Origin of the sequence: Paraburkholderia sp. JPY419, assembly GCF_050435705.1 — a bacterium.
GTDB lineage: Bacteria > Pseudomonadota > Gammaproteobacteria > Burkholderiales > Burkholderiaceae > Paraburkholderia > Paraburkholderia youngii.
The window spans coordinates 263787-289178 of record NZ_JBNDKV010000004.1 but is presented as its reverse complement, the minus strand read 5'-3'; the positions used below and the strand labels follow the sequence as shown (position 1 = coordinate 289178).

General features: G+C 59.1%; 23 protein-coding genes. 14 read left to right on the top strand and 9 right to left on the bottom strand.

Translation table 11 applies throughout. The features are described from left to right. The first annotated feature begins 20 nt into the window (after positions 1-20). The 12 genes from QFZ91_RS29860 to QFZ91_RS29805 all read left to right on the top strand — a co-directional run bounded on the left by QFZ91_RS29860 (position 21) and on the right by QFZ91_RS29805 (position 12189). Complete coding sequence (locus QFZ91_RS29860) at positions 21-1541, top strand: efflux transporter outer membrane subunit (protein WP_429570907.1); 1521 nt, start codon at positions 21-23, stop codon at positions 1539-1541. A gap of 64 nt (positions 1542-1605) precedes the next feature. Then, complete coding sequence (locus QFZ91_RS29855; protein WP_429569358.1) at positions 1606-2766, top strand: efflux RND transporter periplasmic adaptor subunit; 1161 nt, start codon at positions 1606-1608, stop codon at positions 2764-2766. 77 nt (positions 2767-2843) lie between these two features. Further along, positions 2844-4400, top strand: coding sequence for a DHA2 family efflux MFS transporter permease subunit (locus QFZ91_RS29850; protein WP_429569357.1), 1557 nt, complete (start codon positions 2844-2846; stop codon positions 4398-4400). A 220-nt stretch (positions 4401-4620) separates the two neighbouring features. Further along, the gene (locus tag QFZ91_RS29845) at positions 4621-5421 is read left to right on the top strand and encodes an SDR family NAD(P)-dependent oxidoreductase (RefSeq protein WP_429569356.1); all 801 of its coding nucleotides are present in this window, start codon (positions 4621-4623) and stop codon (positions 5419-5421) included. 149 nt (positions 5422-5570) lie between these two features. Next, the gene (locus tag QFZ91_RS29840) at positions 5571-6950 is read left to right on the top strand and encodes an aldehyde dehydrogenase family protein (protein WP_429569355.1); all 1380 of its coding nucleotides are present in this window, start codon (positions 5571-5573) and stop codon (positions 6948-6950) included. Positions 6951-7109: 159 nt separating this feature from the next. Then, positions 7110-8120 carry an alcohol dehydrogenase catalytic domain-containing protein gene (locus QFZ91_RS29835; protein WP_429570906.1) on the top strand — a complete coding sequence of 337 codons (1011 nt, stop codon included), beginning with the start codon at positions 7110-7112 and terminating at the stop codon, positions 8118-8120. Positions 8121-8232: 112 nt separating this feature from the next. Further along, positions 8233-8952 carry a hypothetical protein gene (locus tag QFZ91_RS29830; RefSeq protein ID WP_429569354.1) on the top strand — a complete coding sequence of 240 codons (720 nt, stop codon included), beginning with the start codon at positions 8233-8235 and terminating at the stop codon, positions 8950-8952. A gap of 510 nt (positions 8953-9462) precedes the next feature. After that, positions 9463-9660, top strand: a complete 198-nt coding sequence (locus QFZ91_RS29825) for a hypothetical protein (RefSeq protein ID WP_429536746.1) — start codon at positions 9463-9465, stop codon at positions 9658-9660. A 543-nt stretch (positions 9661-10203) separates the two neighbouring features. Further along, a complete protein-coding gene (locus QFZ91_RS29820) occupies positions 10204-10332 on the top strand; it encodes a hypothetical protein (RefSeq protein ID WP_429569353.1) in 129 nt (42 codons plus the stop codon). Between the two features lie 78 nt (positions 10333-10410). Further along, entirely contained in the window at positions 10411-10719 is a 309-nt protein-coding gene (locus QFZ91_RS29815) for a hypothetical protein (RefSeq protein ID WP_429569352.1), read from the top strand. Between the two features lie 191 nt (positions 10720-10910). Continuing rightward, the gene (locus QFZ91_RS29810; RefSeq protein ID WP_429569351.1) at positions 10911-11486 is read left to right on the top strand and encodes a DUF6436 domain-containing protein; all 576 of its coding nucleotides are present in this window, start codon (positions 10911-10913) and stop codon (positions 11484-11486) included. 85 nt (positions 11487-11571) lie between these two features. Continuing rightward, positions 11572-12189 (top strand): SCO family protein, encoded by a 618-nt coding sequence (locus tag QFZ91_RS29805; RefSeq protein ID WP_429569350.1) that lies wholly within the window; start codon positions 11572-11574, stop codon positions 12187-12189. Here the strand turns inward: QFZ91_RS29805 and cyoE are convergent. From cyoE to cyoA, 5 genes are read right to left on the bottom strand one after another with little or no spacing between them, the layout of a single operon-like run. Beyond that, on the bottom strand, positions 12186-13082 hold the full coding sequence (cyoE, locus tag QFZ91_RS29800) for a heme o synthase (RefSeq protein ID WP_176379490.1): 897 nt from the start codon (positions 13080-13082) through the stop codon (positions 12186-12188). The genes QFZ91_RS29805 and cyoE overlap by 4 nt on opposite strands. A gap of 36 nt (positions 13083-13118) precedes the next feature. Next, positions 13119-13451: a cytochrome o ubiquinol oxidase subunit IV gene (gene cyoD / locus QFZ91_RS29795; RefSeq protein WP_429569349.1), complete on the bottom strand. Its 333-nt coding sequence runs from the start codon at positions 13449-13451 to the stop codon at positions 13119-13121. Between the two features lie 2 nt (positions 13452-13453). Beyond that, on the bottom strand, positions 13454-14074 hold the full coding sequence (cyoC, locus tag QFZ91_RS29790; protein ID WP_429569348.1) for a cytochrome o ubiquinol oxidase subunit III: 621 nt from the start codon (positions 14072-14074) through the stop codon (positions 13454-13456). Beyond that, a complete protein-coding gene (gene cyoB / locus QFZ91_RS29785) occupies positions 14052-16049 on the bottom strand; it encodes a cytochrome o ubiquinol oxidase subunit I (RefSeq protein ID WP_429569347.1) in 1998 nt (665 codons plus the stop codon). Before cyoB ends, cyoC begins: the two co-directional genes overlap by 23 nt. Before the next feature lie 7 nt (positions 16050-16056). Then, the gene (cyoA, locus tag QFZ91_RS29780) at positions 16057-16962 is read right to left on the bottom strand and encodes a ubiquinol oxidase subunit II (RefSeq protein WP_429569346.1); all 906 of its coding nucleotides are present in this window, start codon (positions 16960-16962) and stop codon (positions 16057-16059) included. Between the two features lie 540 nt (positions 16963-17502). On the opposite strand from cyoA, the gene QFZ91_RS29775 reads away from it, so the two are divergent. After that, positions 17503-17991, top strand: coding sequence for a hypothetical protein (locus QFZ91_RS29775; RefSeq protein ID WP_429569345.1), 489 nt, complete (start codon positions 17503-17505; stop codon positions 17989-17991). 249 nt (positions 17992-18240) lie between these two features. On the opposite strand, the gene QFZ91_RS29770 is transcribed toward QFZ91_RS29775, so the two are convergent. The 3 genes from QFZ91_RS29770 to QFZ91_RS29760 are packed head-to-tail and all read right to left on the bottom strand — an operon-like array spanning position 18241 to position 22215. Further along, positions 18241-18930 (bottom strand): response regulator transcription factor, encoded by a 690-nt coding sequence (locus QFZ91_RS29770; protein WP_429569344.1) that lies wholly within the window; start codon positions 18928-18930, stop codon positions 18241-18243. Between the two features lie 31 nt (positions 18931-18961). After that, a complete protein-coding gene (locus QFZ91_RS29765) occupies positions 18962-19333 on the bottom strand; it encodes a response regulator (protein ID WP_429570905.1) in 372 nt (123 codons plus the stop codon). Then, positions 19333-22215, bottom strand: coding sequence for a PAS domain S-box protein (locus QFZ91_RS29760; RefSeq protein WP_429569343.1), 2883 nt, complete (start codon positions 22213-22215; stop codon positions 19333-19335). Before QFZ91_RS29760 ends, QFZ91_RS29765 begins: the two co-directional genes overlap by 1 nt. 586 nt (positions 22216-22801) lie before the next feature. Here QFZ91_RS29760 and QFZ91_RS29755 point away from each other — a divergent pair. Next, a complete protein-coding gene (locus QFZ91_RS29755; RefSeq protein WP_429569342.1) occupies positions 22802-24613 on the top strand; it encodes a winged helix-turn-helix domain-containing protein in 1812 nt (603 codons plus the stop codon). A gap of 21 nt (positions 24614-24634) precedes the next feature. Here QFZ91_RS29755 and QFZ91_RS29750 read toward each other — a convergent pair whose 3' ends face one another. Next, positions 24635-25372 carry a response regulator transcription factor gene (locus QFZ91_RS29750; RefSeq protein ID WP_429569341.1) on the bottom strand — a complete coding sequence of 246 codons (738 nt, stop codon included), beginning with the start codon at positions 25370-25372 and terminating at the stop codon, positions 24635-24637. Between the last annotated feature and the right edge of the window lie 20 nt (positions 25373-25392).

The window sequence follows — 25392 nt, the reverse complement described above, 5'->3', positions numbered from 1 at the left end:
ATGCGGATGAGCGAAAGGAAATGGAAACCATGACGGATCACTACGAATTCCAGCTTCGAGCGAGCACATGGGCCGCGTCGATAGCGGCGGCGGTGGCTGCGCTTGGTCTGGCCGGATGTGTCAACTACGCCGGCATTAAAAGCGACAAGCAGATTGCACCACCTTCGAACTACGAGACGAAGGAGAGTTTGCCCGCCGAGGGCGGACAGTGGCCGGCAATGGACTGGGCCGGCCAATTCGGCGACCCGCAACTGTCCACGTTGATCGACGAGGCACTGGCCGGCAATCCCACGATCGATCAGGCACGTGCCCGCATCGAGAAAGCGTATTCCTATGTCGGCACGGCCAATTCCGCACTGTACCCGAACGTGACCGGCAGCTATTCGTGGACGCGCGAGCGCTATAGCGCCAACAGCATTGTTCCACCGCCGTTCGGCGGCACTTGGCAGAGCGAGAACAACGTGCTCGCCAGTGCGTCGTGGGACCTCGATCTGTGGGGAAAGAATCGGGAGCGGCTTCGTCAGGCCATCTCGCAGGAGAAGGTCGCCAACGCCGAAGCCGAGGAGGTGCGCATTTCGCTCGCGGCGTCGGTGGCAAGCACCTACAACCATCTTGCGCAGCTCTATGCGCTGCGCGATATCCAGGTCCGGGAAGTGAAAAATCGCGAGGGCATCGTGCAAATCACCCATGGACGCGTAGGTGCGGGACTCGACACCAACGTCGAACAGCAGACCGCAAACGGCGAAACCGCAACGAGCCGTTCGAGCGTCAGCGATCTCGACGGGCAAATCACGACGGTGCGCTACCAACTAGGTGCGTTGCTTGGCAAGGGGCCGGACCGTGGTTTGACGATCGCGCAGCCATCGCCAGCAGACGTTGCCGACTTCGCCTTGCCGGACAATCTTCCGGCCGACCTCATTTCACGCCGGCCGGACATCGTGGCGGCCTACTGGCAGGTGGATGCAGCCGTGCACGATGTGAAGGAAGCGAAGGCCGAGTTCTATCCGGACGTCAATCTTTCCGCAGCTGTGGGACTCGTCGCGTTCGGCTGGGGTCGGTTCCTGACGGCTGGTAGTCGTCAGATTCAGGCGGGACCCGCGATTCATCTGCCCATCTTCGATGCCGGTGCCTTGCGCGCCCAACTGAAGGGCCGCTACGCAGATTTCGATTACGACGTCGCGACCTACAACCAGACTCTGATCAACGCTCTGTCCGCTGTGGCCACGCAGGTCACGCAGATCCGTTCGGACGACCGTCAGCTGGTGGACGCGCGGCAGGCGCTCGACGCGCAGACCAAGGCGTATCAGTTGGCATTGGTTCGTTACAAGGCGGGGTTGAATCAGCAGTTGCAGGTGCTTAATGCGGACGACAACCGCCTCGCTGCCGAAACGGCAGTCGTCAACCTCGAGATGGGCCGCCGCGACGAGCAAATAGGTCTGATCAAGGCGCTCGGAGGGGGCTTCAATGCGGCGCGCGAGGGCCTCGCGGCAAACACCGAAACACCAATTCCCGCGCCATCCGTTGACGCCGCTACTCACTGAATCGACCGACTGGCCGTCGGGCGTGGTGCCGGACGGCCTACGTTCAACTTTGCTGGAGCTATCGATGAACACCCCTCAGCCACCGTCGGCCAACGAGCCGGCAAAAAAAGCCGGTAAGCGCAAATTCCTGCTCGTACTGCTTGTCGCTTCCCTGGCGATCGCGGGGGCTGCGTATGGCGCCTATTATTTCCTTGACGCGCGCTATCACGTAGACACCGACGACGCCTACGTGAACGGTAACGTCGTGCAAATCACACCCCAGATCACGGGCACTGTGATCGGGGTCAATGCGGACAATACGCAAATCGTCAAGAAGGGCGCGCCGATCGTCCAGATTGACCCCGCTGATGCCAGGATCGCCCTGCAACAGGCCGAGGCCAATCTGGGCCAAACCGTTCGCAGAGTCCACGGCCTGTATGTCGACGATGACAAATTTCGTGCAGATATCGCCGAACGCCAGACGGATCTTTCGAAGGCACAGGACGACTTGAAGCGCCGACTTTCCACGGGCATGACGGGGGCCGTATCCGACGAGGAGATCTCGCACGCCCGCGATGCCGTCAGGTCGGCACAGGCGGCGCTAGACGCTGCCCGGCAACAGCTCGGTGCCAATCGCGCATTGACGGCCAATACGTCAGTCGCAAACCATCCAGACGTACTGGCGAGCGCCGCACGAGTTCGCGACGCCTACCTGGCTTATGCCCGCACCACGTTGCCTGCACCCGTCACAGGATATGTCGCACAACGAACAGTTCAGGTGGGCCAGCGCGTTTCCCCTGGCGCGGCACTGATGTCCGTGGTCCCGCTCGAGCAGGTTTGGATCGATGCCAACTTCAAGGAGTGGCAGCTTCGTCATATCAGGGTCGGACAACCTGTCGAGCTCACCGCCGATGTCTACGGCACCTCTGTCGTCTATCACGGCAAGGTGGTGGGCTTTACGCCGGGCACCGGGTCGGCCCTGGCGCTGTTGCCGGCGCAGAACGCCACGGGTAACTGGATCAAGGTGGTGCAACGGCTGCCCGTGCGGATCGAGATTCCGCCTGAGGAGCTGGAAAAGCATCCGCTGCGGGTGGGGCTGTCGATGAACGTGGATGTCGACGTCAAGGACTCTGCCGGTCCGCAGCTCGACACCGATCCTCCGTCGACCTACAAGACCGACGTATTCGCAAAGTACGGCAACGAAGCGGACTCGGCGATCGCACGCATCATCGCTAAAAACGAATGAGCTTCGCTCATGGAGCAGGGAGCACGTGAACGACTTCGTGCCTTTCCCTTCAGACATGCAACAGCGGGACTATCACCATGACCACCGACCATCAGAATCCCCCCCCGCTTACAGGGGCGACGCTTGCTTTGGGCTCGCTAAGCGTGGGCCTTGCGGGCTTCATGACCGTGCTTGACTCATCGATCGCCAACGTCGCCATTCCGACCATCTCCGGAAACCTGGGCGTATCGGTCGACGAAGGCACGTGGGTCATCACCGTATTTGCCGCCGCGAACTCCGTATCGATACCCTTGACCGGCTGGTTGACCCAGCGGCTGGGCCAGGTTCGCCTGTTCGTCGGTTCGATTCTATTGTTCGTCATGGCGTCGTGGCTATGCGGAGTTGCGCCGTCACTGCCGATGCTGCTTTTTGCGCGCGTGCTGCAGGGCGCCGTGGCCGGACCGCTGATTCCGATGTCCCAGGCGCTGCTGCTCAGTTCCTGGCCCAGGGCGAAATCCTCACTGGCACTCTCGCTGTTCTCGATGATCATGGTAGCCGGGCCGATCGTGGGGCCGACACTCGGTGGTTGGATGACGGACAGCTATAGCTGGTCATGGATCTTCTATGTGAATATCCCGGTCGGGCTATTTGCTGCCGCAATGGTGTGGACGCTGTATCGCCATCGCGACACGCCGACCCGAAAGCTTCCCGTGGATGTCGTCGGACTGCTGCTGCTGATCGTCTGGGTGGCGTCGCTCCAAGTAATGCTGGACAAGGGTAAGGATCTGGACTGGTTCTCTTCGAACACGATCATTGTCCTGACTATCGTTGCCGTAGTGGGGCTGGCGTTTTTCATTGTCTGGGAGCTGACGGACAAGAACCCGATTGTCGACCTGACGCTCTTCAAGCAGCGTAATTTCCTCGGCGGCACGGTTTCGATTGCTATCGCATATGCCATCTTCTTCGGAACGCTGGTGTTGCTTCCGCAGTGGATGCAGGAGTATCTGGGCTACCGGTCATTGGATGCGGGGCTCGCGACGGCGCCACTGGGCATTTTCGCGGTGATCGGCGCACCGATCATGGGCAAAATACTGCCGCGTTCCGATGCACGCATCATCGGCACGTGCGCGTTCGTCAGCTTCGCGATCGTCTATTACATGCGTTCGTTTTTTTACACGGATATCAGCGAAGGCTACATCGTCCTGCCGACCCTGCTGCAAGGCATCCCGATGGCGCTGTTCTTCGCCCCGCTGACCACGATCATCCTGTCGGGGCAACCACCTGAAAGAGTGCCCGCCGCCGCCGGCCTATCCACCTTTGCGCGCATGTTTTTCGGTGGCGTCGGCACATCTATCGCGGGTGTGGTGTGGAACAACCGGACGATCATGCACCATGAAATCCTGACGCAGCAGTCAAGTCCGACCAACCCGGTGTTCAACGCGCAAATCGATGCCTACCACTCGTTGCTTGGTCTGGGAAAAGGCGCATCGTATGCCTTGTTCGATCATACGGTGCAGACACAGGCGGCGATGTTAGGGCTGAACGACGTGTTTTATGCCGCAGCGGTCATCATGATCGTCATTATCCCGCTCATCTGGATCACCAAGCCGGGCAAGGCCAACAGTTCGAGCGACGCCGCGGCGGGCGCGCACTGACAACCGCCCGGGCTTTGAGCAGGAAAAAAGCGCCTTCGGTCACGCGATCAGCAAGCTAACTCGCAAAGTAACTTGAAGTGACGCGAGCCCTATCGGTGCGTGTTCGTTTTCCAGCGGACGATGTCCTAAACCCACCCGAATTCCGTCATTTCTGTCCCGACGAAACAAAGCCAGAATTCAATCACGCGTTCATCAATCACCTTCGAAACGGAGTGAAATCATGGCTCAGGTACACCAAGGTACAGCCCTCATTACCGGGGCTTCGTCGGGTCTCGGTGCAGTCTACGCCGATCGGCTGGCACGCCGTGGCTACGACCTGATTCTGGTCGCCCGAAACCGCGACCGGCTGATCGCCCTCGCCGATCGCATCACGAACGACACGCACCAAAGCGTCGAAATCGTCGACACCGACCTCAACGACCGCACAGCGCTTGCCGGCGTTGAAGCGAAACTGAAACAGGACGCAAGCGTCACGCTGCTGGTCAACAACGCGGGTGTAGGCACGCATACGCCGCTGCTGGAAAGCGATATCGACGCGATGACCCGGATGATCGATCTGAACGTCACCGCCCTCACCCGCCTCACGTACGCGGCTGTCCCGGGCTTCATTGCGCGTGGCACGGGCGCCGTGATCAACATCTCGTCGATCGTCGCGCTCTCGCCGGAGACACTCAACGGCGTCTACGGCGGCAGCAAGGCCTTTGTTCTCGCCTTCAGCCAGTCGTTGCACCACGAACTCGCTGACAAGGGTGTACAGGTGCAAGCCGTGCTGCCCGGCGCGACGGCCACCGACTTCTGGCAGACCGGCGGGCTCCCGATCGAGCACTTGCCAGAAGGAATCGTCATGTCTGCCTCTGACATGGTGGACGCGGCTTTGACGGGCTTCGACCGCTGCGAACTCGTCACCATCCCGTCATTGCATGCCGGCGAAAAATGGGAGGCTTATGAAGCCGCTCGCCGCACGATGTCGCGGCATCTGTCGAACGATGTCCCTGCACCGCGGTATGCAACCGCACTGTAAGTCCCGGAAAACAAACTTCCACCTTATTCCCCCGGAAAACACCCTGTCGCCCCGAAAACTCTTCGCCGCGGGGGATAGTCCCCGTCGGAGGGACCCGGCACACAGCAGCGACAGGGGTGAACGCGCAAACAATTTTCAAGGACCTAAGCATGAACAGATTCCAGAGTGTTTTCGACGCACAAAAATCGCATTTTGCCAGCAATATCACTCGTTCCTATGGATGGAGAGTCGAGCAACTCGAACGCATGGGCCGGATGATCTCGGAAAACGAAGATGCATTGCAAAAGGCAGTTGCCCATGACTTCAAGACTGCAAGCCAGGAGTATATTTTTGAAACAGCTGCCTCCATCGTTGAAACCGAATACCAGAAAAGCCAGCTGAAGGACTGGATGACGCCGGCTGAGATGCCCATTCCCAAGGCACTCTCCAAGTCCGGTCATAAGGGCGTCGTCTATCGCGACCCCTATGGCGTCGCGCTCGTCATCGGTCCATATAACGGTCCTCTCCTGCTGCTGCTCCGACCGGCGATTGCGGCGCTAGCTGCCGGTAACACCTGTGTCCTCAAACTCAGCGAGGCATTACCAGCAACCTCTGGCTTGCTCCAGGATCTCGTCAAAAAATATTTCAATTCCCGGGCAGTCGTCGCTGTTCGCGGCAATCGCGAGGAAATTGGCGAGCTTTTGAAATTGCCCTTCGATTTCATCTTCTTCACGGGCAGCACGAAGGTGGGCAAAATCGTTGCGCACGCGGCGGCCGAGAACCTGACGCCTGTTCTCCTCGAACTTGGTGGGCAGAACCCTGCCATCGTCGATCAGACGGCGAATATTCCGGATGCCGCCAAGAAAATAGTATGGGGAGCAACGGCATGGGGAGGCCAATGGTGCACCTCGCCTGGCTATGCTTACGTGCACGAGTCGGTTGCAGAAGCCTTTGTTGCGGAAGCCCAAAAGAGCGTCGTCGAGCTTTATGGGCAGGATCCCAAGAGTAACCCGGATTACTCTCGCATAATCAGCTCGAAGGAGGTATCTCGACTTGCTGCGCTTATTGATCCTGCCAAAGTTGTCTACGGCGGCTCGTCCGATCCAGAGGCTCGCCATCTTGATCCGACCATTCTCTATCCCGTTTCGTGGGATGACGAAATCATGGAGGACGAGATTTTTGGACCGATCCTGCCGATCCTGACTTACAAGACGTTGGACGAGGCGCTTTCAAAAATTTCCGCCAACCCGCATCCACTAGCCGCCTACATTTTCAGTCAGGATCAAGCGACCATCGATCGCTTTAGCAGCGAACTGTCATTTGGCGGAGGGGCGGTCAATCAAGTCAATATCCACCTCTTCATCGCAACCATGCCGTTTGGCGGAGTTGGTCCGGCAGGGATTGGACACTATTACGGCAAGTATGGCTTTGACATGTTGACACACGCAAAATCCATGTTGATTTCACCGGCGAATGTCGCGATCGACCATCTTTTCCCTCCCTATTCGGAAGAAAAGAACCAGGCCCTTTCCCAGTGGTTCAACTACTGAGGTCATGCCGAGGCCACACACCTCGATATCACCGTCCCAATAAGACATTGCGTGCGATCCCGCATCCATGCCATCGCACGCGTGATTCCCACCCGGGCCATCGATGTGTTGGTAAATGACTCGCAATCAAGCTGCTTTGGAGGCAAACCCGTGGAACTCATATCAACCTACCGCGCAGTCCAGGCGGTCAGCCCAGGCCGCCTGGAGCTGACGCAGAAGCCACTGCGAGCACCGGGTCCCGGCAAGGTACGCATCCGCATCGAGGCATGCGGAGTTTGCCACTCGGATGCCGGCACCGTGGAAGGCCTGTTTCCGATTGATTGGCCGCGCGTCCCCGGCCATGAGGTCATTGGGCGAATCGACGAGCTGGGTTCCGGCGTCCAGGGCTGGGCCATCGGTCAACGGGTAGGTGTTGGATTTCTTGGCGGCGCTTGCGGCTACTGCGCATTTTGCCGCTGTGGTGACCTTGTGAACTGCCGGAATCAGGAATATACCGGCATTCATCAAGACGGCGGGTACGCTGAAGTGATGATCGCAAAGGCGAGCGGACTCGTATCCGTCCCTGACGATCTGTCCTCGGTCGACGCTGCACCGCTGCTATGCGCAGGACTGACGACGTTCAGCGCGCTGCGAAACGCGCCAGCGAAGGCCGGTGATCTCGTCGCCGTGCTCGGTATCGGCGGCCTGGCTCATCTGGCTGTTCAATATGCCCGGCATATGGGCTTCGAGGTGGCGGCAATTGCGCGCGGCCGCCACAAGACTGACCTGGCAACGAAGCTTGGTGCCCACCACTACATCGACAGTGCTGCGAGTGACCCCGCGCAGGCATTGCAGGCGCTCGGCGGTGCCAAGCTCATTCTGGTCACGGCTGCCGCGGGTAAGACCACCGCGGCGACCTTTAAGGGCCTGCGCCCCGGTGGTGTCTCGATCGTACTCGGAGTCGGTTCCGAGCCGATCGACGTGTCGGATACGGATCTTATCTTCGGGAGCCGGACACTCGCAGGCGCGCTGACGGGCGACCCCGCTACTGGCGACGCAACACTGCGGTTCAGCGCGCTCGCCGGCGTCTCCGCGATGATCGAGAAGGTCCCGCTGGAGGAAGCGGCGAAAGCGTACGAAAGAATGAAGACTGGAAAAGCACGGTTTCGCATCGTGTTGACGATGAGCTGACCGCAGGAGATTGAGCGCTCGAATAGTGTTCGTCCCATCTACAAATTTGGTTGTTATTGCCGAAAGCCAGGATTCGACTGGCCAGAGCATCTTTTCTTCGGAGTGTAAATTTATGAAGGACCTGCTGACGTTTGCTATTGAGGCCCATGGCGGCCTAAAACGGTGGAAAGAGTTCTCCGAAGTATCCGCGGACTTGAATGTTGGCGGAGCACTTTGGGGACTGAAAGGGCAGCAAGGATTCGTCGGAACCTCGCACGTCACTGCATCCTTACATCACCAGTGGGCGTCACATTCCCCGTTCCTGGAACCTGCGCACCGAAGCTCCTTCAAAGGCGAGCGCGTTGCTATCGAGACGCTGGATGGCCATGTTGTTGAGGCTCGAGAAAACACACGGGCGTCCTTTGCCGGTCATACGCTTGCGACGCCGTGGGATCGTATTCAGCTTGCCTACTTTGCCGGATATGCTATGTGGACATACCTCACATCACCTTTCTCTTTGGTCACAGATGGCTCCGAGTCAGCAGAAGTAGAGCCGTGGCAAGAAAATGACGAAACATGGCGAGTTCTTCGGGTCCGTGTCCCGAAATCGATTACCACTCATTCTACTGAGCAGATCTTCTATTTTGACGATGAGGGTCTCTTGAGACGGCACGACTACGATGTGGACATATCCGCCGGATCAGGGGCGGCTCACTATGTCTACGACCATAAGCCGTTCAACGGCATCATCGTTCCGACCAAGCGGCGAATCCATATTCGCGGGGAAGATGGAAAGCCGCAAATGGAACCCCTGCTTGTGTCAATTAACCTCAGCAACATCAAGTTTAGCTGATTGTCCGTTCTGCGAAGAGGTCCACTACGACGGTATTGAATTACTTTAGGACACGCACTTTGATCCTGCATATGGACTCGGGATTGCACAAGCGCTCGGCCTCGTCGAGTAGATATCTACCTCGAGCATCTTGTCCAGTCTGTGGCAGCCATGCCGGGTTGCCACAGTTCGGTGCGCCGCCGAAGAACATCATCATGCTGTTCATGACGCAGCAGTCGCGCGCAAAATTCGTCAACTCAATGATCTGAGCGGCGCTTCGGCATGCGCCAAGGTAAGCGCCCCTATTTGATCCGCCAGTGCATGGCGAAATAGCCGCGCGTTCTGTTGCACCGACTTACGTGAACCAGGGAGGTGGGGATGCGCTATGTAACGCGATCTTGCGCAGAGCGGCGCACTTATGGGGTGCGTGGCGTGTGCACGGTGGGGCGGCCGAAGGCGGCAAAGGCCGCTTTGGCGCGGCAGCGCGTTACTGCGCGCGTGCCCGCCGGCAAGAATCGGATTCCAGGGAGCATGACTCCGGGTCTTCACACGACCGCGCGCCGGCGGGGTGTTCTGATTCGCGCTATCGACAGCGTCGATGCGAAATACCCGGGAATCGCAATGTGCATCGCGATCCTTACTGCGTTGCTGTATTTTCATCTCGCGAGCGACCCAGGCAATCTCGACCCCGCGGCCGTGCACATGCATGTGAGCTCGCCGACAAACTGATCTCGTCGCTTTCCGGGAGGTCTGCCGAGCAATGCCGATATCGTGCTGTCCAACCCACTCATGTGCTAGTCGCTTGCTGCCTGTTCGCTATCGATGGCGGCCTACGCGACTAGGTTTGGTTTCACCACTACGGAGAAGGCGAATGTGTTTGCCGGTCGCCGTCACCACGCGGGGTACTCTCTTGTCCTCATTGGCTGCTCCTGGAATCAAGCCGTTTAACTGATTCGCGTACCCTCAAGCGTGGGTCCTGCCGTTCACCTCGCCACGGAAATCGCGGGGTGGTACAGAGCGTAGCCGGCCATCGCCGGGAGCAAGAGGCCAATCCGGACCAGCATGAACGCGAAAGTCACACATCCGCTGCCGTCAGTGGACAGCGTGACATGGCGGAAACTCTACGTTGCAAGAGGTGCACCAGTCCATTGCACAATGGTTTAGCTAAACCTTCGTACCGGTGGCACGAAGCGGCATCTCATACGTAACCCAAAGTGCAATTGCGACCGCCCGGGGCTTACTTTAAATTCATTCGTAGACGGAAGCCTTGTTGTGGACTTCATCAAAGCAGCCGGCTCGGAGTCTCTTCCCCTTCAGAACATGTTTGTTGGGTTCGAGGGCGTGGTCATCGGTGCACCGTTGATTGTGGCTGCCATGCCGAGCCGCGATCTGGGTGAGTAGACCAGATTGGTCTTCTCAGTCCGCGTGAGAAGAGGACGTTGTCCGGCGACATTGTTGCGATACTTAAAATACCTGATCATGCGCATTGATCTTGAACAGATCAGAAAACAGGCGGACTTGATGACGGGTGAGGTGGCCGATACCCTTCGACAAGTCGCCAACGAGATCGAGCTACTTCGCAAGCACTTGATCGAGGCCCATACCAGCAATGCGGACAGCGAACGACTCAACTGGTTAAGTGAGCAGGCCCATGACGAGTTTTACCGTGAAATATGCCGCACCTACATAACACTGCCCCGCATCAAGACGCAGAAGAATGGTGTAACCGCCATGACTTTGAGGGAGGCTATCGACCTCGTTCGCAAGCCTCGGGATCGTGACCTCTAGGAAACATTTGTTCGACCAGCCGCACTAGCCTGTGGCGCTTTGCGAGCGGTAGTCGACTCGTCGACCACACCGTCTATGCTCGGTCCAGCCGCTGATCACAAGCCCCGATATCTCGCCTGCCGCACATGTTTCCAGCCAATACCGGGGAACCCCCTCAATCAACCGTTCCCCTGCTGCGTCGCCGCCCAGTCATGCTGTTTCTCTGTGCAGCTGTATGCATTCTGGTCGGGACCGGCGTTGCACTGTGGCGATACTTCGGCGTCGGTGGAGTAACCAGCTACTCGAATCAGGCTGTTCTCTTCCTAGACTCCGACCTGCGTCTGCCGCCGGACCTGGCAGGCAATACCGGACGCATTCGTGTCGTGCATTTCTGGGACCCCGACTGCGCAAGCTGTAACGAGAACACCGACGCCCACTTGAACTATCTGATCACGATGTTCAGAGGCGCGGATATCGACTTCTACAGCGTGCGCAAGCCCGGTACCGACGGACAACTACCGGCCTTCCTGCGAGGCAAGCTCAAGCCTTTACCGGGAATCGAAGGAATGGAGCGCATACCGGCCAGTCCCGCTATCGCCATTTGGGCTGCGGATGGCAAGCTCGCCTACGCGGGACCCTACAGCGCGGGTCTTGTCTGTAGTTCGAACAACAGTTTCGTGGAGCCGATTCTCGACAAGCTGGTCGCGGGGGCACATGTCGAACCTGCTCCAATGGTCGCCGTCGGCTGCTATTGCCCGTGGAATATCGGCCGCGGCCAGCACGCATAGAGGGGTATCGTTGGTCGCGCTAACGACACGCTGTGCTCCGCAAGCGACCAGCTTCGCCCCTGCCTCCTTCTCATGGAGTTTCAGCATGTCCGAGACCATGAAGCGCCGCCCGTCCCAAAGTGCGCCGTCACCACGTCGCCGCCGTCTGCTCGGTGCTGCGCTCCTGCTCGCCTTGGCGGCGTGCGGCAAAAGAATCTCATCGAAGCTACACGGTGTCGACCTGTCCTCGATGAAGCTACCCGGGACGTTCCATCTGCGCGATACCGACGGCAATCCGCGAACGCTGGAGGACTTCCGGGGCAAGGTGGTCTTGCTTGTCTTCGGATACACACGGTGTCCAGACGTGTGTCCGGCGACTCTGGCTCGTGCGGCACAGACCAAGCGTCTGCTTGGAGATCAGGGTAACAGGCTGAAGGTGATCTTTATCACGGTCGATCCGGAGCGGGACACGCCGGCGATTCTGGAGGCCTACACTGCTGCGTTCGACCCGACGTTCATCGGACTATACGGAGACGCTCAGCAAACAGCTGAGGCCACCCGATCCTTTGGAGCGTATTACCGCAGAGTCTCATCCGGCAACTCATATACGATGGAACACTCGGCACTTGATTACATAATCGACACCAAGGGCGTGGTGCGCTTCGCGCTGCAGTATGAGGAAAGTGCCGAGGACACCGCGAAAGACCTGAAACTTCTGCTTTAATTCCTAGCAAGCAGCGCGAGATTGGTCGGCAGTTGGGGCCGGGAACTGTCCACCGACATCGCAGCGCTCAATACGCTCACGATGATGATCGACGCAAAGAAGATCTTGCGTGCCCATCTGCCCTCGTTTGACGCGGTACATCCCGCAACGCACAGCCCGAACCAGTACAACCCCGCCACTAGCGCGGCGAGCATATAGATCTTGCCGGCATAGCCAAGGAAGCCGAGTGTCAGGGTGGCCGCCGTAAAGGCGACGATGTAGGCCAACATGTGGCGCTTCGCGGCCGCAAAGCCCCGGACAACCGGAAAAACGGGAATCGAAGCCGCGCGATAATCCTGGGCCCGGAAGATGGCGATCGCATACGAATGCGGCATCTGCCAGAGACTGAACATGACTAGCAATGTGACGGCGGCGGCGTCGAACCTGGTGCTCGCCGCACAGTATCCGGCCACTGGTGGCATCGCACCGGCAATGCTGCCGACCAGCGTCCCGTAAATCGAATTGCGCTTCATGTACAGGCTATATAGCCCAACATACACGGCGTAGCCGACGAGCATCAGCGCGAGGGGCAGGACGCACCGCGTGCCCGCGTAGAGCACGTTCATGCCCGCGAGGACGAGCACGGCGCCATACAGCAAGGCAAACGGCACTGATACGCTGCCGGTCACCATTGGGCGATTGCGTGTCCGGGCCATCAGGCCATCTATATCCCGGTCGATCACGTTGTTGACCACACACCCGGACGCGACGACCAGCATGACGCCGACGGCCACCAGAGCGCCCCGGAGCCAGTCGACGCTGTCGTGCGAACCCAGCAGAAAACCGCCCGTGACGGCGATAAGATTGCCGATCACGATGCCGGGCTTCGTCAGTTGCAGGTAAGGTGGATACATAGTCCGGGGCGTTCTTCGTCGGATGTGCGCGGTAGATCAGTGGATCATCATGTTGAAGTGCATGCTCCAGGTGATCCAGACCGAGAGCGCCACGACAATGAACAGGATCACCAGCGTGAACACGAAGCTGATCAGGTTCCAGCCGCCCTCCGAGGAACGGCTCATGTGCAGAAAGTACACGAGGTGCGCCACCAGTTGCAAAACCGCGAATATCACCGCCACGAGAAGCGTCGTCGCACGCGGCAGCATCGGATGCATGACCAGCGCGAACGGGATCGCCGTCAGGACGATCGAGAGAATAAAGCCCGTATTGTAGGAATTCGCGCTGCCGTGGGCTTGGCCGGCGCGGGTAGTCGCATCGCTTGCCATGGTCAGAATGCTCCGATGAGATAGACAATCGTGAACACGCAGATCCAGACCAAATCCAGAAAGTGCCAGAAAAGGCTCAGGCATGAGAGGCGTGTCACATTCGTGGGTGTCAGTCCTTTGATCGCCACCTGATGCAGGATCACCGCCATCCAGAGCAGGCCGGACGCGACGTGCAGTCCATGCGTGCCGACCAGCGTGAAGAAGCCAGACAGAAACCCGCTGCGCTGCGGTCCGAAGCCTCGCGAAACGAGGTGATGGAACTCGTGCATTTCCATGCCGATGAAGACGGCGCCCAAAATGAAGGTCAGGGTCAGCCATCGGAGCACGGTGTCCTGATCGCGGCGGTGCACGGCAAGCATCGCGTAGCCGCAGGTGATGCTTGAAAGCAGCAACACGAACGTCTCGGCCAGCACGTACGGTAGCTCGAAGATGTCCTTCGGGCCGGGGCCACCTGCAAACGCGCCGCTCAATACGGCGTACGACGCGAACAGCGAACCGAACAGGATGCAGTCGGACATCAGGTAGATCCACATGCCCAGCACCTTGCGCGAGCCCGTGTCGTGGCCGTCTTGCGCGTACTCGTCCTCAGTCCCGATTGTTTCAATCAGTGTTTGCGTAGACATGGTTCAGATCTCGTTTCATGAGAGTAGCGGGTGCTTTTTCGATCCGTGCGATTTCGTCGGCCGGAACGTAATAGTCGATATCGTCGTTATAAGAGCGGACGATCACCGTCGCGATTGTGGCAACGAAGCTGGCCCCCACCAGCCACCAGATGTGCCAGATCAGCGCGAAGCACAGCAGCAGGATGAATACACCGAGGATGAACGGCACGCCGGTGCTGCGCGGCATATGAATCGGCTCGTACCTCTTCGGGCGCGGCGGAAGTCCGCGTTTCTTCGCCGCGTAGAATGCGTCGACGGCATCCACGCGCGGAACCACGGCGAAGTTGTAGAACGGCGGCGGCGACGACGTCGACCACTCCAGCGTGCGCGCATTCCACGGATCGCCTGTGACGTCGAGATTCTGCTTGCGCTCGCGGATACTGACGAGAATCTGCGCGATGAGCAGTCCAATCCCCGCAAGGATGAAGACCGCGCCCACCCACGCGACCTGGAGATACGGCGTCCAGGCCGGGTTGTCGTAGTGATTCAGGCGCCGCGTCATGCCCATGAAGCCGAGCATGTAAAGCGGCATGAACGCGAGATAAAAGCCAATGACCCAGCACCAGAACGAATATTTGCCGAGACGCTCGTTAAGCCTGAAGCCGAAGACCTTTGGGAACCAGTAGTTCAAGCCGGCGAAATAGCCGAACAACCCGCCTGCGATGACCGTATTGTGGAAGTGGGCGACGAGAAACAGGCTGTTGTGAAGCAGGAAGTCGGCCCCCGGAATCGCGAGCAAAACGCCGGTCATGCCGCCGATCGTGAACGTTACGAGGAACGCCAGCGTCCAGAGCATAGGCGTCGTGAACTCGACGCGCCCGCGGTATATCGTGAACAACCACGTGAAGATCTTCACGCCAGTCGGAACCGCGATGATCATCGTCATAATGCCGAAGAAGCTGTTCACGTCTGCACCCGAACCCATCGTGAAGAAGTGGTGCAGCCAGACGAGGAACGACAGGATACCGATTGCCAGCGTCGCGCCCACCATCGACTTGTAGCCGAACAGCTTTTTGCGGGCGAACGTCGAGGTAACCTCGGAAAATATTCCGAATGACGGGAGAACGAGTATGTAAACCTCTGGGTGCCCCCACGCCCATACGAGGTTCACGTACATCGTCGGATTACCGCCGAACTCGTTCGTATAAAAATGGAAGCCCAGATAGCGATCAAGCGCCAGCGCAGCCAGCGCAACGGTCAGGATCGGGAAGGCGGCAATGATGATTACGCTCGTGACGAACACCGTCCACGTGAAGATCGGCATCTTCATCAGCGTCATACCCGGCGCGCGCATCCGGAGAATGGTCACGAAGAGGTTAACGCCCGTCAACAGCGTTCCGAGACCCGATGCCTGCAGCGACCATATGTAGTAGTCCACCCCCACTCCGGGACTGAACTTTATGTCCGACAATGGTGGATAGGCGACCCAGCCTGTCTGCGCGAATTCGCCGACGCCGAGCGACAGCATGACGAGCACGACACCCACGACGAACAGCCAGAAGCTGAAGGCGTTCAGGTATGGGTACGCCATGTCGCGAGCCCCGATCTGAAGCGGCACGACGATGTTCATCAGGCCCACGACGAACGGCGTCGCCGCGAAGAAGATCATGATCACGCCGTGCGCCGTGAAGATCTGGTCATAGTGATGCGGCGGCAGGTAGCCCAGGTGCCCGGGACCGGCGAGCGCAAGCTGCGTTCGCATCATGATGGCGTCGGCGAAGCCGCGGATCAGCATCACGATCGCCACAAAGATGTACATGATGCCAATGCGCTTGTGGTCGACCGAGGTGATCCAGTCGTTCCAGAGCACCGTCCATTTTCTGAAGTAGGTGATCGCGCCCAGGACCGCCACGCCCCCGAGCACGATGCCCGCCAGGGTGACCGCGATGATGGGCTCGTGCAGCGGCACGTCCGCCCATGTCAATTTGCCGAACATGGATGTGTTACTCCTCTCTTTTCGACGAAGCGCTGACGTCGAGAGCAGCATGCGCCGCGGCGTCCGCTCCCGGGCCAACGTATTGGTCGATCACCGCCTTGAAAAGGCCCGGCTGAACCTGCGAGAATTGCACGATCGCAGTACCCTGGCTGGGCCTTGCCACTTTCTGGAAGGTGTTGAAATCGAGCCTGTTGGGCGACGTCTGGACCTGCTTCACCCAGTGCTGGAAGTCAGCCTCGCTGGTGGCGGTCGCAATGAACTTCATGTCGGAGAAACCGGGTCCATTGAAATTGCCCGACATGCCACGAAATTTCCCCTCCTCGTTTGCCATGAGGTGCAGCTGGGTCCGCATGCCTGCCATCGCATAGATCTGGCCGCCGAGCTGGGGAATGAAGAACGTCCCCATTGTTGAGTTGGAGGTGATGCTGAACGTCACCTCGCGATGTGCGGGAAATACCAGTTGATTGATCGTGGCGATTCCCAGCTCTGGATAGATGAAGATCCACTTCCAGTCGGTTGCGATGACTTCGACGTTGATGGGCTGGCCGGGCACGTCGAGCGACCGGTACGGATCCAGCTCGTGTGTCGATTTCCACACGATGATTGCCAATGTGACGATGATCAGGATCGGGATACCCCACACCACTGCTTCGATCCGCGTTGAATGCGTCCACTCGGGCATATACGTGGCGTTGTGATTCGACGACCGGTACTGCCCCGCAAAGACAAAGGTCAGCACGATGGCCGGCAAGACCACGATCAGCATCAACCCGATGCACAAGATGATGAGGTCGCGCTCCTGAAGGCCGACACTGCCCTTCGTGTTGAACAGGACCCAGCTGCAGCCACCGAGGCTTGACAGCCCCGCGACTATTGCAGCGGGACGAAGAACTTTCCGGCAGATTTCTCTCATACAGGCACCTTGCTCTATGGCGGCTCTGAAAGCGGCAGGGAAAGGGTTGAAGGAAGAGGAACTTCATTCGATGGAGCCATCGATGTACCTGCTCGTCCTACCGAATCATCGAGCCGCCTTGTCGCCGCGATTACGTCTCGAGTCGTCCTGATAGTCGCCTTCCAGAGAAGATTAGGTGCAAAGCGGTGCGCAACTCAATTGCACAATGGTGTAGGAACATCGCCGCATCGACGCGAGTGAATCTCTTTCCACTCCTCACCTAAAGTTTCATTGCGGCCACATTGGGCATGGCCTAAATTCGTTCAGAGGCCAACGCTTCAAACGCAGGTCTGCCGCACGCCCACGCATGACACCCCCTAGTCGGCGAAAGATTCCTCTTAAATGCACGCGATATGTATATGCACCGTGCAGTGCCGCTAGAGTCGTGGCAGCAGAACTATCAACCTTTAACCGCAACGCCCGCTTAGTGCGTTGAACGTGACTTTTCTTCATGGCGGGTGCGCCATGAGGACACGTGTCCCGCTCAGAGGAGGATTTCTCGTGCATCCCAAGAAAGCAGCCGACATGATCGACCCGATGGACTACAAGGACGTCTTATCCGAACGTATTCCCAAAGAACCCGTCGAGTTAGCAAAAAAATGGGACCTGCTTTTCAGCGCATCTGTCATCGCGGTATGCGTATGGGCAGTGATTGAGACACCTTTGGAGCTTGGTGGCGCGCTTGATCCAACCGCGCTGCTTGCCTTGGTGGCGTCGAAGGTACTGCTCAGCATCACTGGCACGGCTGCCGTAGCCAACCTGCGCTTTGCCCGTCAGTTCTTTACGTTCATCTGTGGAGTGAGCGTATTCGCCTTGGCACCAGCGCTACCCCTTGAGTACACGCGCTACGTTGCCATCGCAATCTTCTCGACGATTGAGTGCATTGCCAAAGCAGCGTGCGTTGCATCATTCGCCATCGCGTCGTTGGCGGGAGACAGTGTTGGCGTTCACTTGAGCGTAAGAAAACGCACGACCAACGACCAAACATGAGCTTGTGAGCCGCATTGTATCGGCCAAATCAGAGCGCCAGGCGGCCAGCGCCGACCCTTTGCGGGTCAGACGCAAGGCGCTTACGTGCAATCGCTCATACGAACGCGGCGCAGCATCAGTGCTAGACACCCCCGGATCGATGCTCGATTCGTCGCTAGCCGATCGGGAGCAGCGGGAGCTGGCGCGCACACGGCTTCCCGGCGCATGGTCGGGTCGCTCGCGTAGTCTTCCGGCGATTTGCCCACCGCTTTACGCGACTTTTTGCAGCGCGGCGTTGGGCGCGCGGTCATGATGAAGTCTTCGCGCCATGTTGATCAGTTCGGCGAGCGTCCGTGCGTTCATCTTTCGCATGACCTGCCTGCGGTGCATCTTGACAGTGATCTCGGCGATGCCCATCTCGGCTCCCACCTGCTTGTTAAGGAGCCCGGTCACGACCAACGCCATGACCTCGCGCTCGCGCCCACTGAGTGAGGCGTGGCGATCCCGGATCGACTGCATCTCGGCTTCCTCGCTCAATGCCACGCGGCTGCGCCCGATGGCGTGCCGAATAGCATCGAGCATGGCCTGGTCGTCAAAGGGTTTGGTGAAAAATTCAAGCGCTCCAGCTTTCATGGCCTGCACCGTCATCGGCACGTCGCCGTAGCCGGTGATGAAGATGATCGGTGTGTCGGTACGCTCGGCGGCAATGAGATTCTGAAGGTCGAGGCCGCTGAGATCGGGAAGCATGACGTCCAACACCAGACAACTCGGGACCCTGACGCGTGGACGTTCGAGAAAGTCCCGTGCGCAGGCGTACGTCTCCGCCCTAAGACCAGCAAAGTGGATCATGGCTTCGAGCGCCTCACGTACGGAGACATCGTCGTCGACGACGAAGACGACCGGCATGGCTTGCGCCAGCGAGAGTTCCGATTCACGTTCGACTACATATGCTGGTGTCATTGAGAACTCCATTCTTAGGCACCTGGATGAATCATTTGGCGTAGAGCGCGGCCCGGATCGCCCCGAGTAGAGCGGTATCGCTGAATGGCTTGAAGAGACATTCAACGGCGCCCTTTTCTAACACGCGTGAGCGGAGGGCTTCGTCGCCATGCGCCGTGATGAAGATGATCGGAACGGTTTGTCGGCGCTGCTGCAGTTCGCGCTGCAGATCACAGCCGGACATACCGGGCATGCACATATCGAGGATCAGGCAGCGCGCCTCGCCAACACAGCTGGAGGCCAGGAACGCCTTCGCCGAAGAAAAGGTGCGCGACGCGAAGCCGAACTCACGCAACAGGTCAGGTAGAGACTCGCGTACCGACTCGTCGTCGTCGACCACCGCGATAAGCGAGCGTTCGACCATCACGGGTCACTCACGATCTGCTCTATGCCCGAGCGCAGCTGCAGGCCCATGTCGGCAGAACCGTCCGCGGCCGCCATGGGTTCGGCTCGACACGGGATCGAGAATGAAAAGGTGGCACCAAAGCGCTCGTTCGAGGTGGCCCACAAGCGGCCACCGTGGCGCTCGATGATGCAGCGGCTTACGGACAGCCCGATGCCCAATCCTTCCCTCTTGGTCGTAAAAAACGCGTCGAAGAGCCTGCCCGCATGCTGCGGGGCGATGCCCTCGCCGGAATCAGTCACAGCGAGTCGTACGTGGTCGTCATCGTCGCGCTCTATTTTGACCAGCATTTGCCGTGAGCGGTCATCGATGCCATTCATCGCCTCGACGGCGTTGAGAAGAAGGTTCAGCACAACCTGCTGGAGCTGGACCCTGTCGCCTGTGGCCGGCGGCAGGTTGTCGGCCGTCTCCAGTCGTAGCACGATCCGCTTCTTGCGAAGCTCTGCGTGCAGCAGTTCGATGACGTCGTTCGCGGCTTCGACCAGATCGACGGCATCCGTCGTTACCGCCCTCTTGCTGAATAGCGCGCGCAGACGTGTCATCGTCTCCGAGGCACGCTGTCCGTCCCGGATCGTGCGCTTCATGGTCCCGAGCGCGCCCTCGACATTCGGTGGCTGTGCGCTCAGCATGCGCAAGCCTGTGTTGGCGTTGGTCATGATGCCGGCCAGCGGCTGGTTGATCTCGTGCGCAATCGAGGCGGTCAGCGCTCCCAGGCTGTTGACCCGGCTTGCGTGCGCCAATTCGGCGCGCAGGCCGTAGAGCGCTTCTTCGGACTCGCGGCGTTCGGTGACATCATGTACGGCGCCGATGTAGTCCAGCCGGCCCTGCGCGTTACGCGTGGCGTGAGCCTGTATGCGCACATGCCTGACTGAGCCGTCGGACAGCAGCAGGCGGTGCTCGAACTCCAGGTGCTGGCCATCCTGCGCCCGCTCGATCATTTCATGCAGCAGATGGAGGTCGCCAGGGTGGACTCGCGCGGCGATCGTGTCCAGCGTGATTCTCACCCCTAGCTCGAGGCCGAAGATTCGATAGAGCTGTTCCGACCAGGTGAATGAACCAGTCTCTGGGCGCCAGCTAAAGCTTCCGCTCAATGTGAGCTGCTCCACTTTGGCCATCAGCGCCGCGCTCTTGCGCAATTGCTCCTCCGCCTGCTTGCGTGCGGTGATGTCACGTGTGACGCCCAGTTGCACGATCGCGCCGTCGCTGTCGTGCATCGGCGCGGCATGGGTTTCGAGGTGCCTTCGCTCGCAGTGTGGCGAGATTAAGTCGAACTCCAGGACGCCATCCCTTCCCGAGCAAATGTTTCTGTTGAACTCGACATACCGCGCGCGATGTTCAGGAGCAACGAAATCGAAGTAAGACGCACCGATCACGCCTTCCGCACGCACCGATCCCAAAGCGCGGCGTCCAGCCGAATTGACCCACAATACCGTTCCGTTGTTAGCGAGGACCGTCACGCTTTCCGGTGTCGTGTCCACGATCGCACGGAAACGCTCCTCGCTTCGCTTCAGTGCGAGTTCGCTCCGCGCACGCTCGATCGCGATACTCGCGAGGTGTGTAAGCCGTCCTGTGAGATCGGATTGAAACGGGGTGGGGGTTCCAGGCTCCGACCGGAATATCGCGAATGTTCCCAGCACTTCGTTTGTACGCGAGAGAATCGGCGTCGCCCAACACGCGCGCAGACCGTGCGCGAGAGTCAGGTCGCGCCATGCCCGTGGCCAGCGTGACTCGGACGCGATATCTGATACGACTATCTGCTCGCTGAGGGACGCTGCTAATCCGCAGGGTCCCATGTCCAGGTGGACGCGGCCGCCACTCGAAGGATAGGTGTAGGTCAAAGCGAGGCCTGGCGCGTTCACCCGCTGGAATGTCATTTCGCCGGGACCGATCAACGCAATGCTGCAGAAGCAGTCGCTCGCGATCTGTTCGACTAGCTGGCATAAGTCATCGAGAACCGTCGGCAGGGGCAGGCCCATGGCGACCATTTCGAGCAGGCGCTTCTCGCCTGCAAGCAACGCCTCGGCCCGCTTACGGTCGTCGATGTCCGTCTGCAAGAAGTACCAGAGAGCGATTCGCCCTTCCTCATCCCGTAGCGGAAAGCCTTGTACGCGGAACCATCGATAAACGCCGTCGAAGCGACGATGGCGCGACTCAAAATCGTATGGCTCGCCGGTTCTGATCGACGCATAAAAACGGGCAACAGTCGCGCGTCGATCATCCGGGTGGGTAAAGTCTCTGCTAGTCCACTGCTTTAGTTCTTCAACCGTCGCGCCAGAATATTTGAGCGTATGGCGGTTGGCGTGACATACCTCCCCCTCCGGCGTAAAAAGAATCACACGCGTAGGCAGCCCGTCTACGATTAGCCGAAAGCGCTCCTGGTGTGCCCGCAGCGCAGCTTCGGCCTGCTTACGGTCCTCGATATCCGTGTTGATACCGCACCACTTCACGACTTTTCCGGCAGCATCGACGACTGGGCTGACACAGCATAGAAACCAGCGATACGTGCCATCGAAGCGACGCATTCGCGCTTCTGCCTCGCCCCGCATACCAGAAGCAACGACGGCTTTCCAAGCCTCAAGCAGCACGGGCCGGTCTTCGGGGTGGAATGCCGAATGCCAACCCTCGCCGCACGCGTGCTCTGCGGAAAGCCCCGTATATTCGCACCAGCGGTGATTGAGGAATTCAATGCGGCCGTCCGGCACTGCGGTCCATACCAGGCCTGGAAGCGCATCCACGGTACGACTAAGCTCATTTTCCATCGCGGTTCTTCTCTGCAGGCGCGCTACCAGCGCGAACTTTTCCAATCTGCGCCCGTGATGGCGCGCGGTGCGTCTGACTGTCATCGATTTCCCGCAGCCAAACCGGGTGGGAGCCGGCCCAAGCATCCAGGGTTTCGGCGCGCAATATGACGGCCTGGCGGGCTTCGGTCGGCACCAACAGCCGGGGCGACGTTCTGCGTACTCGTGCTGCGCTTCTGGACGTTCCCCGAAGAGGCGCACGCGGCTATGGCTCGAAAAATATTAAGTATTCCATTCAGAATAAATCGTTCCGATGGGACCATTGTTAGTGAGAAGGTGCCCGGAAGTCGTGAGGAGGCGGTGATGTCGAGGTGGAGTTTTGGTGAGGACGGGTTTCGGCGATCGGAGCCCCGGTGGCGTAACTCGAATCCAATGCGCGGAGATCTCGCCATCGATCCCGCACCTGAGGTTCTTGCCGACGACGATCCTCCCGTACTGCGCGACGCAGTTCGCAATTTCGAACGCGTTCGACATCGCATAGTATTGCGGCCTGCCTTTGATAACTTCGATGGAGCCTTGACGGTAGTTGTCGTCATTCGCCATACAGCGCCTCGGCGTAGGGGAATGCTCGTGCGGACGGTATTCAGCAAAGCTATAATTCTGACAACCAACCGGCTGGTGGAGAGACCCGATGGACGACCTCCGAGTGGGGAACTGGGTGGTCACCCCCAGCCTCAACAGCATCTCTTCCCTAGGCAGGACCGTTCGCGTCGAGCCAAAGGTAATGAAAGTCCTGGTGTGCTTAGCCCAGCACCCGGGAGACACGGTGTCCAAAGAGCAGCTTTTCCAAGCCGTGTGGCCCAGGACCGTGGTGACCGAGGATGTATTGAAGCGCTGCATCGCTGCGTTGCGTCGCGCCTTTGACGACGATGCCCGCGATCCACGTGTCATCGAGACCATCTCGAAACAAGGCTATCGACTGGTCGCACCGGTAGCTGCAGGCAGCACTACGCCTGCCCCCACCGAGAGTGTGATAAACGATTCCATCGTGGTACTGCCGTTCGTCAATATGAGCGCACATCCGGAGCACGAATACTTTGCCGACGGAATCACTGAGGAAATCATCGACGCGTTAGCCCAGATCCAGGAGCTTCACGTCGTGGCACGAAGCTCCGCCTTCTCGTTCAAGGGTAAGCACATCGACCTGCGCATTGTTGGCGAGCAACTGAACGTGCGCACCGTTCTCGAGGGAAGCGTGCGCAGAGCGGAAAACCGTCTGCGTATCACGGCACAACTCGTGTCTGCAGTGGACGGATATCATCTTTGGTCGGAGCACTATGACCGTGAGCTAAAGGATGTGTTCGCAATTCAGGAGGAGATTGCGCAAGCGATCGTGGAGCGCTTGAAGATCACGTTCCCGTGGGGTAGGAAAAACCTGGTGAACCCTGGAACCCCGAATCTCGAGGCCTACGAGTCCTACCTGAAGGGTCACGCTCTACTCTACAAGAGGGGGCCCGCGATTTCCCGTGCCCTCGCCTGTTGCCAGCGAGCAGTGGATCTCGATCCAGGCTATGCATTGGCGTGGGCCGATCTTGCAGATTGCTACTCGATGCTTTGCTTCTACGGGTTTGCGGCTCCTCAGGCTTTCATGCCAAAGGCCATAGAGGCCGCTCGACACGCGGTGGCACTGGATTCATCGCTCGCCGAAGCACACTGCGTCCTGGCTCTCACCGCCCTGCTCTGGACTTGGAACACGGCGGAAGCCGAGCGTGAATTTCTTCGCGCACTCCAGCTGAATCCGAAGTACATCTCTGCACTCGGATGGTACGGAAGCGCTTATCTCCAGTTCTCGGAAGGGCGGCTGGCGGAGGGAATGGAGCAAGCGAGGTTAGCACTGGCAGCGGACCCGCTATCGGCCTACGCACACGCCTTATACGCACTGACCTGTACTGTCGCAGGCAAAACCGGGGAAGGTGTGGAGGTCAGCGGGCGCGCCATCCAACTCGATCCGGAGAGCTTCCTTGCTAACTGGGTGCTGCAGATGGCACTGCTGGTGAATGGTCAGTTCGAAGCGTCCATCGTGGCGGGAGAATCGGCATTGGCGATGTCCGGCCGGCACCCTTGGTCCATGGCGTGGCTTGCCGTGGCCCTCGCAAGTTTGGGCAAAGCCACTGAGGCCGACGCGATTTACGCCGAAATGCAGGCCCGAGTGCGTCGTGAATATGTCACGCCGACGTCACTCGCTATCGCGGCTTGCGCGGTGGCGCGGGAAGATGAGGCGATTTGCTACGCCCGCGAAGCGTACGAAATCCGCGACACCAATTTATTTTATTTTTCCAGATATTTTCCTTTGTCATATCGGTTGTATCGTTATCCGAAGTTTTGCGAAATCATCGCACAGATGGGGCGCAGTGATTGGTTGCGCGATCAGCCGCCGCTAACGGTTACGCAGGAGCCACGCAGCACAATTTTGCGCGCTGCTCCACCTGACAAGGCTCTTTAGATGGTCATGCAACTGGCTGCTCTATTCGAATAACGGACTTGCTGCTACGGCGCAATACCCCCCATCGCTCACGAAGCTGCGTTGCAGCACCGCCCGTGGCCCGCATTCAGGATGAAGTCTCCACTCCATGCTTATCAGATCGGCGAGCGAGCGGGCGCTCATCTTTCGCATGACGTGCCTGCGGTGCATCTTCACGGTGATTTCGCAGAGGCCCAATTCGCCCCCCACCTGCTTGTTCAGAAGACCGGTCACCACCAACGCCATGACCTCGCGCTCGCGTTGACTGAGCGCGGCGTAGAGATCCTGGATCGCCTGCAACTCGGCCTCCTCCCGCATTGCCGCACGGCTGCGCTCGATAGCCTGGCGAATGACATCGAGCAGGACATGGTCGTCAAAGGGCTTGGTGAGAATATCAAACGCCCCGGCTTTCATGGCCCACACCGCCGTGCGCACCTCGTCGAAGCCGGTCATGAAGATGATTGGCATGTCGGTACGCTCGGTTGCAATCAGTTTCTGCAGGTCGAGGCCGCCGAGTTCGGGAAGACTGACGTCCAGCACCAGGCAGTTCGGGACTATCGGGCGCGGGCGCCCAAGAAAGTCCTGCGCGCAAGCAAACATCTCAGGAATGAGGCCGGCAGAGCGAACCATTGCTTCGAGCGACTCACGCACCGAAGCGTCATCGTCGACGACAAATACCACCGGCGTGTCGTGCGCCGACGATGATTCCGATTCACGTTCAACTGCGTGGCAGGGTGTCATTACAAGCTCCATTCACAGGC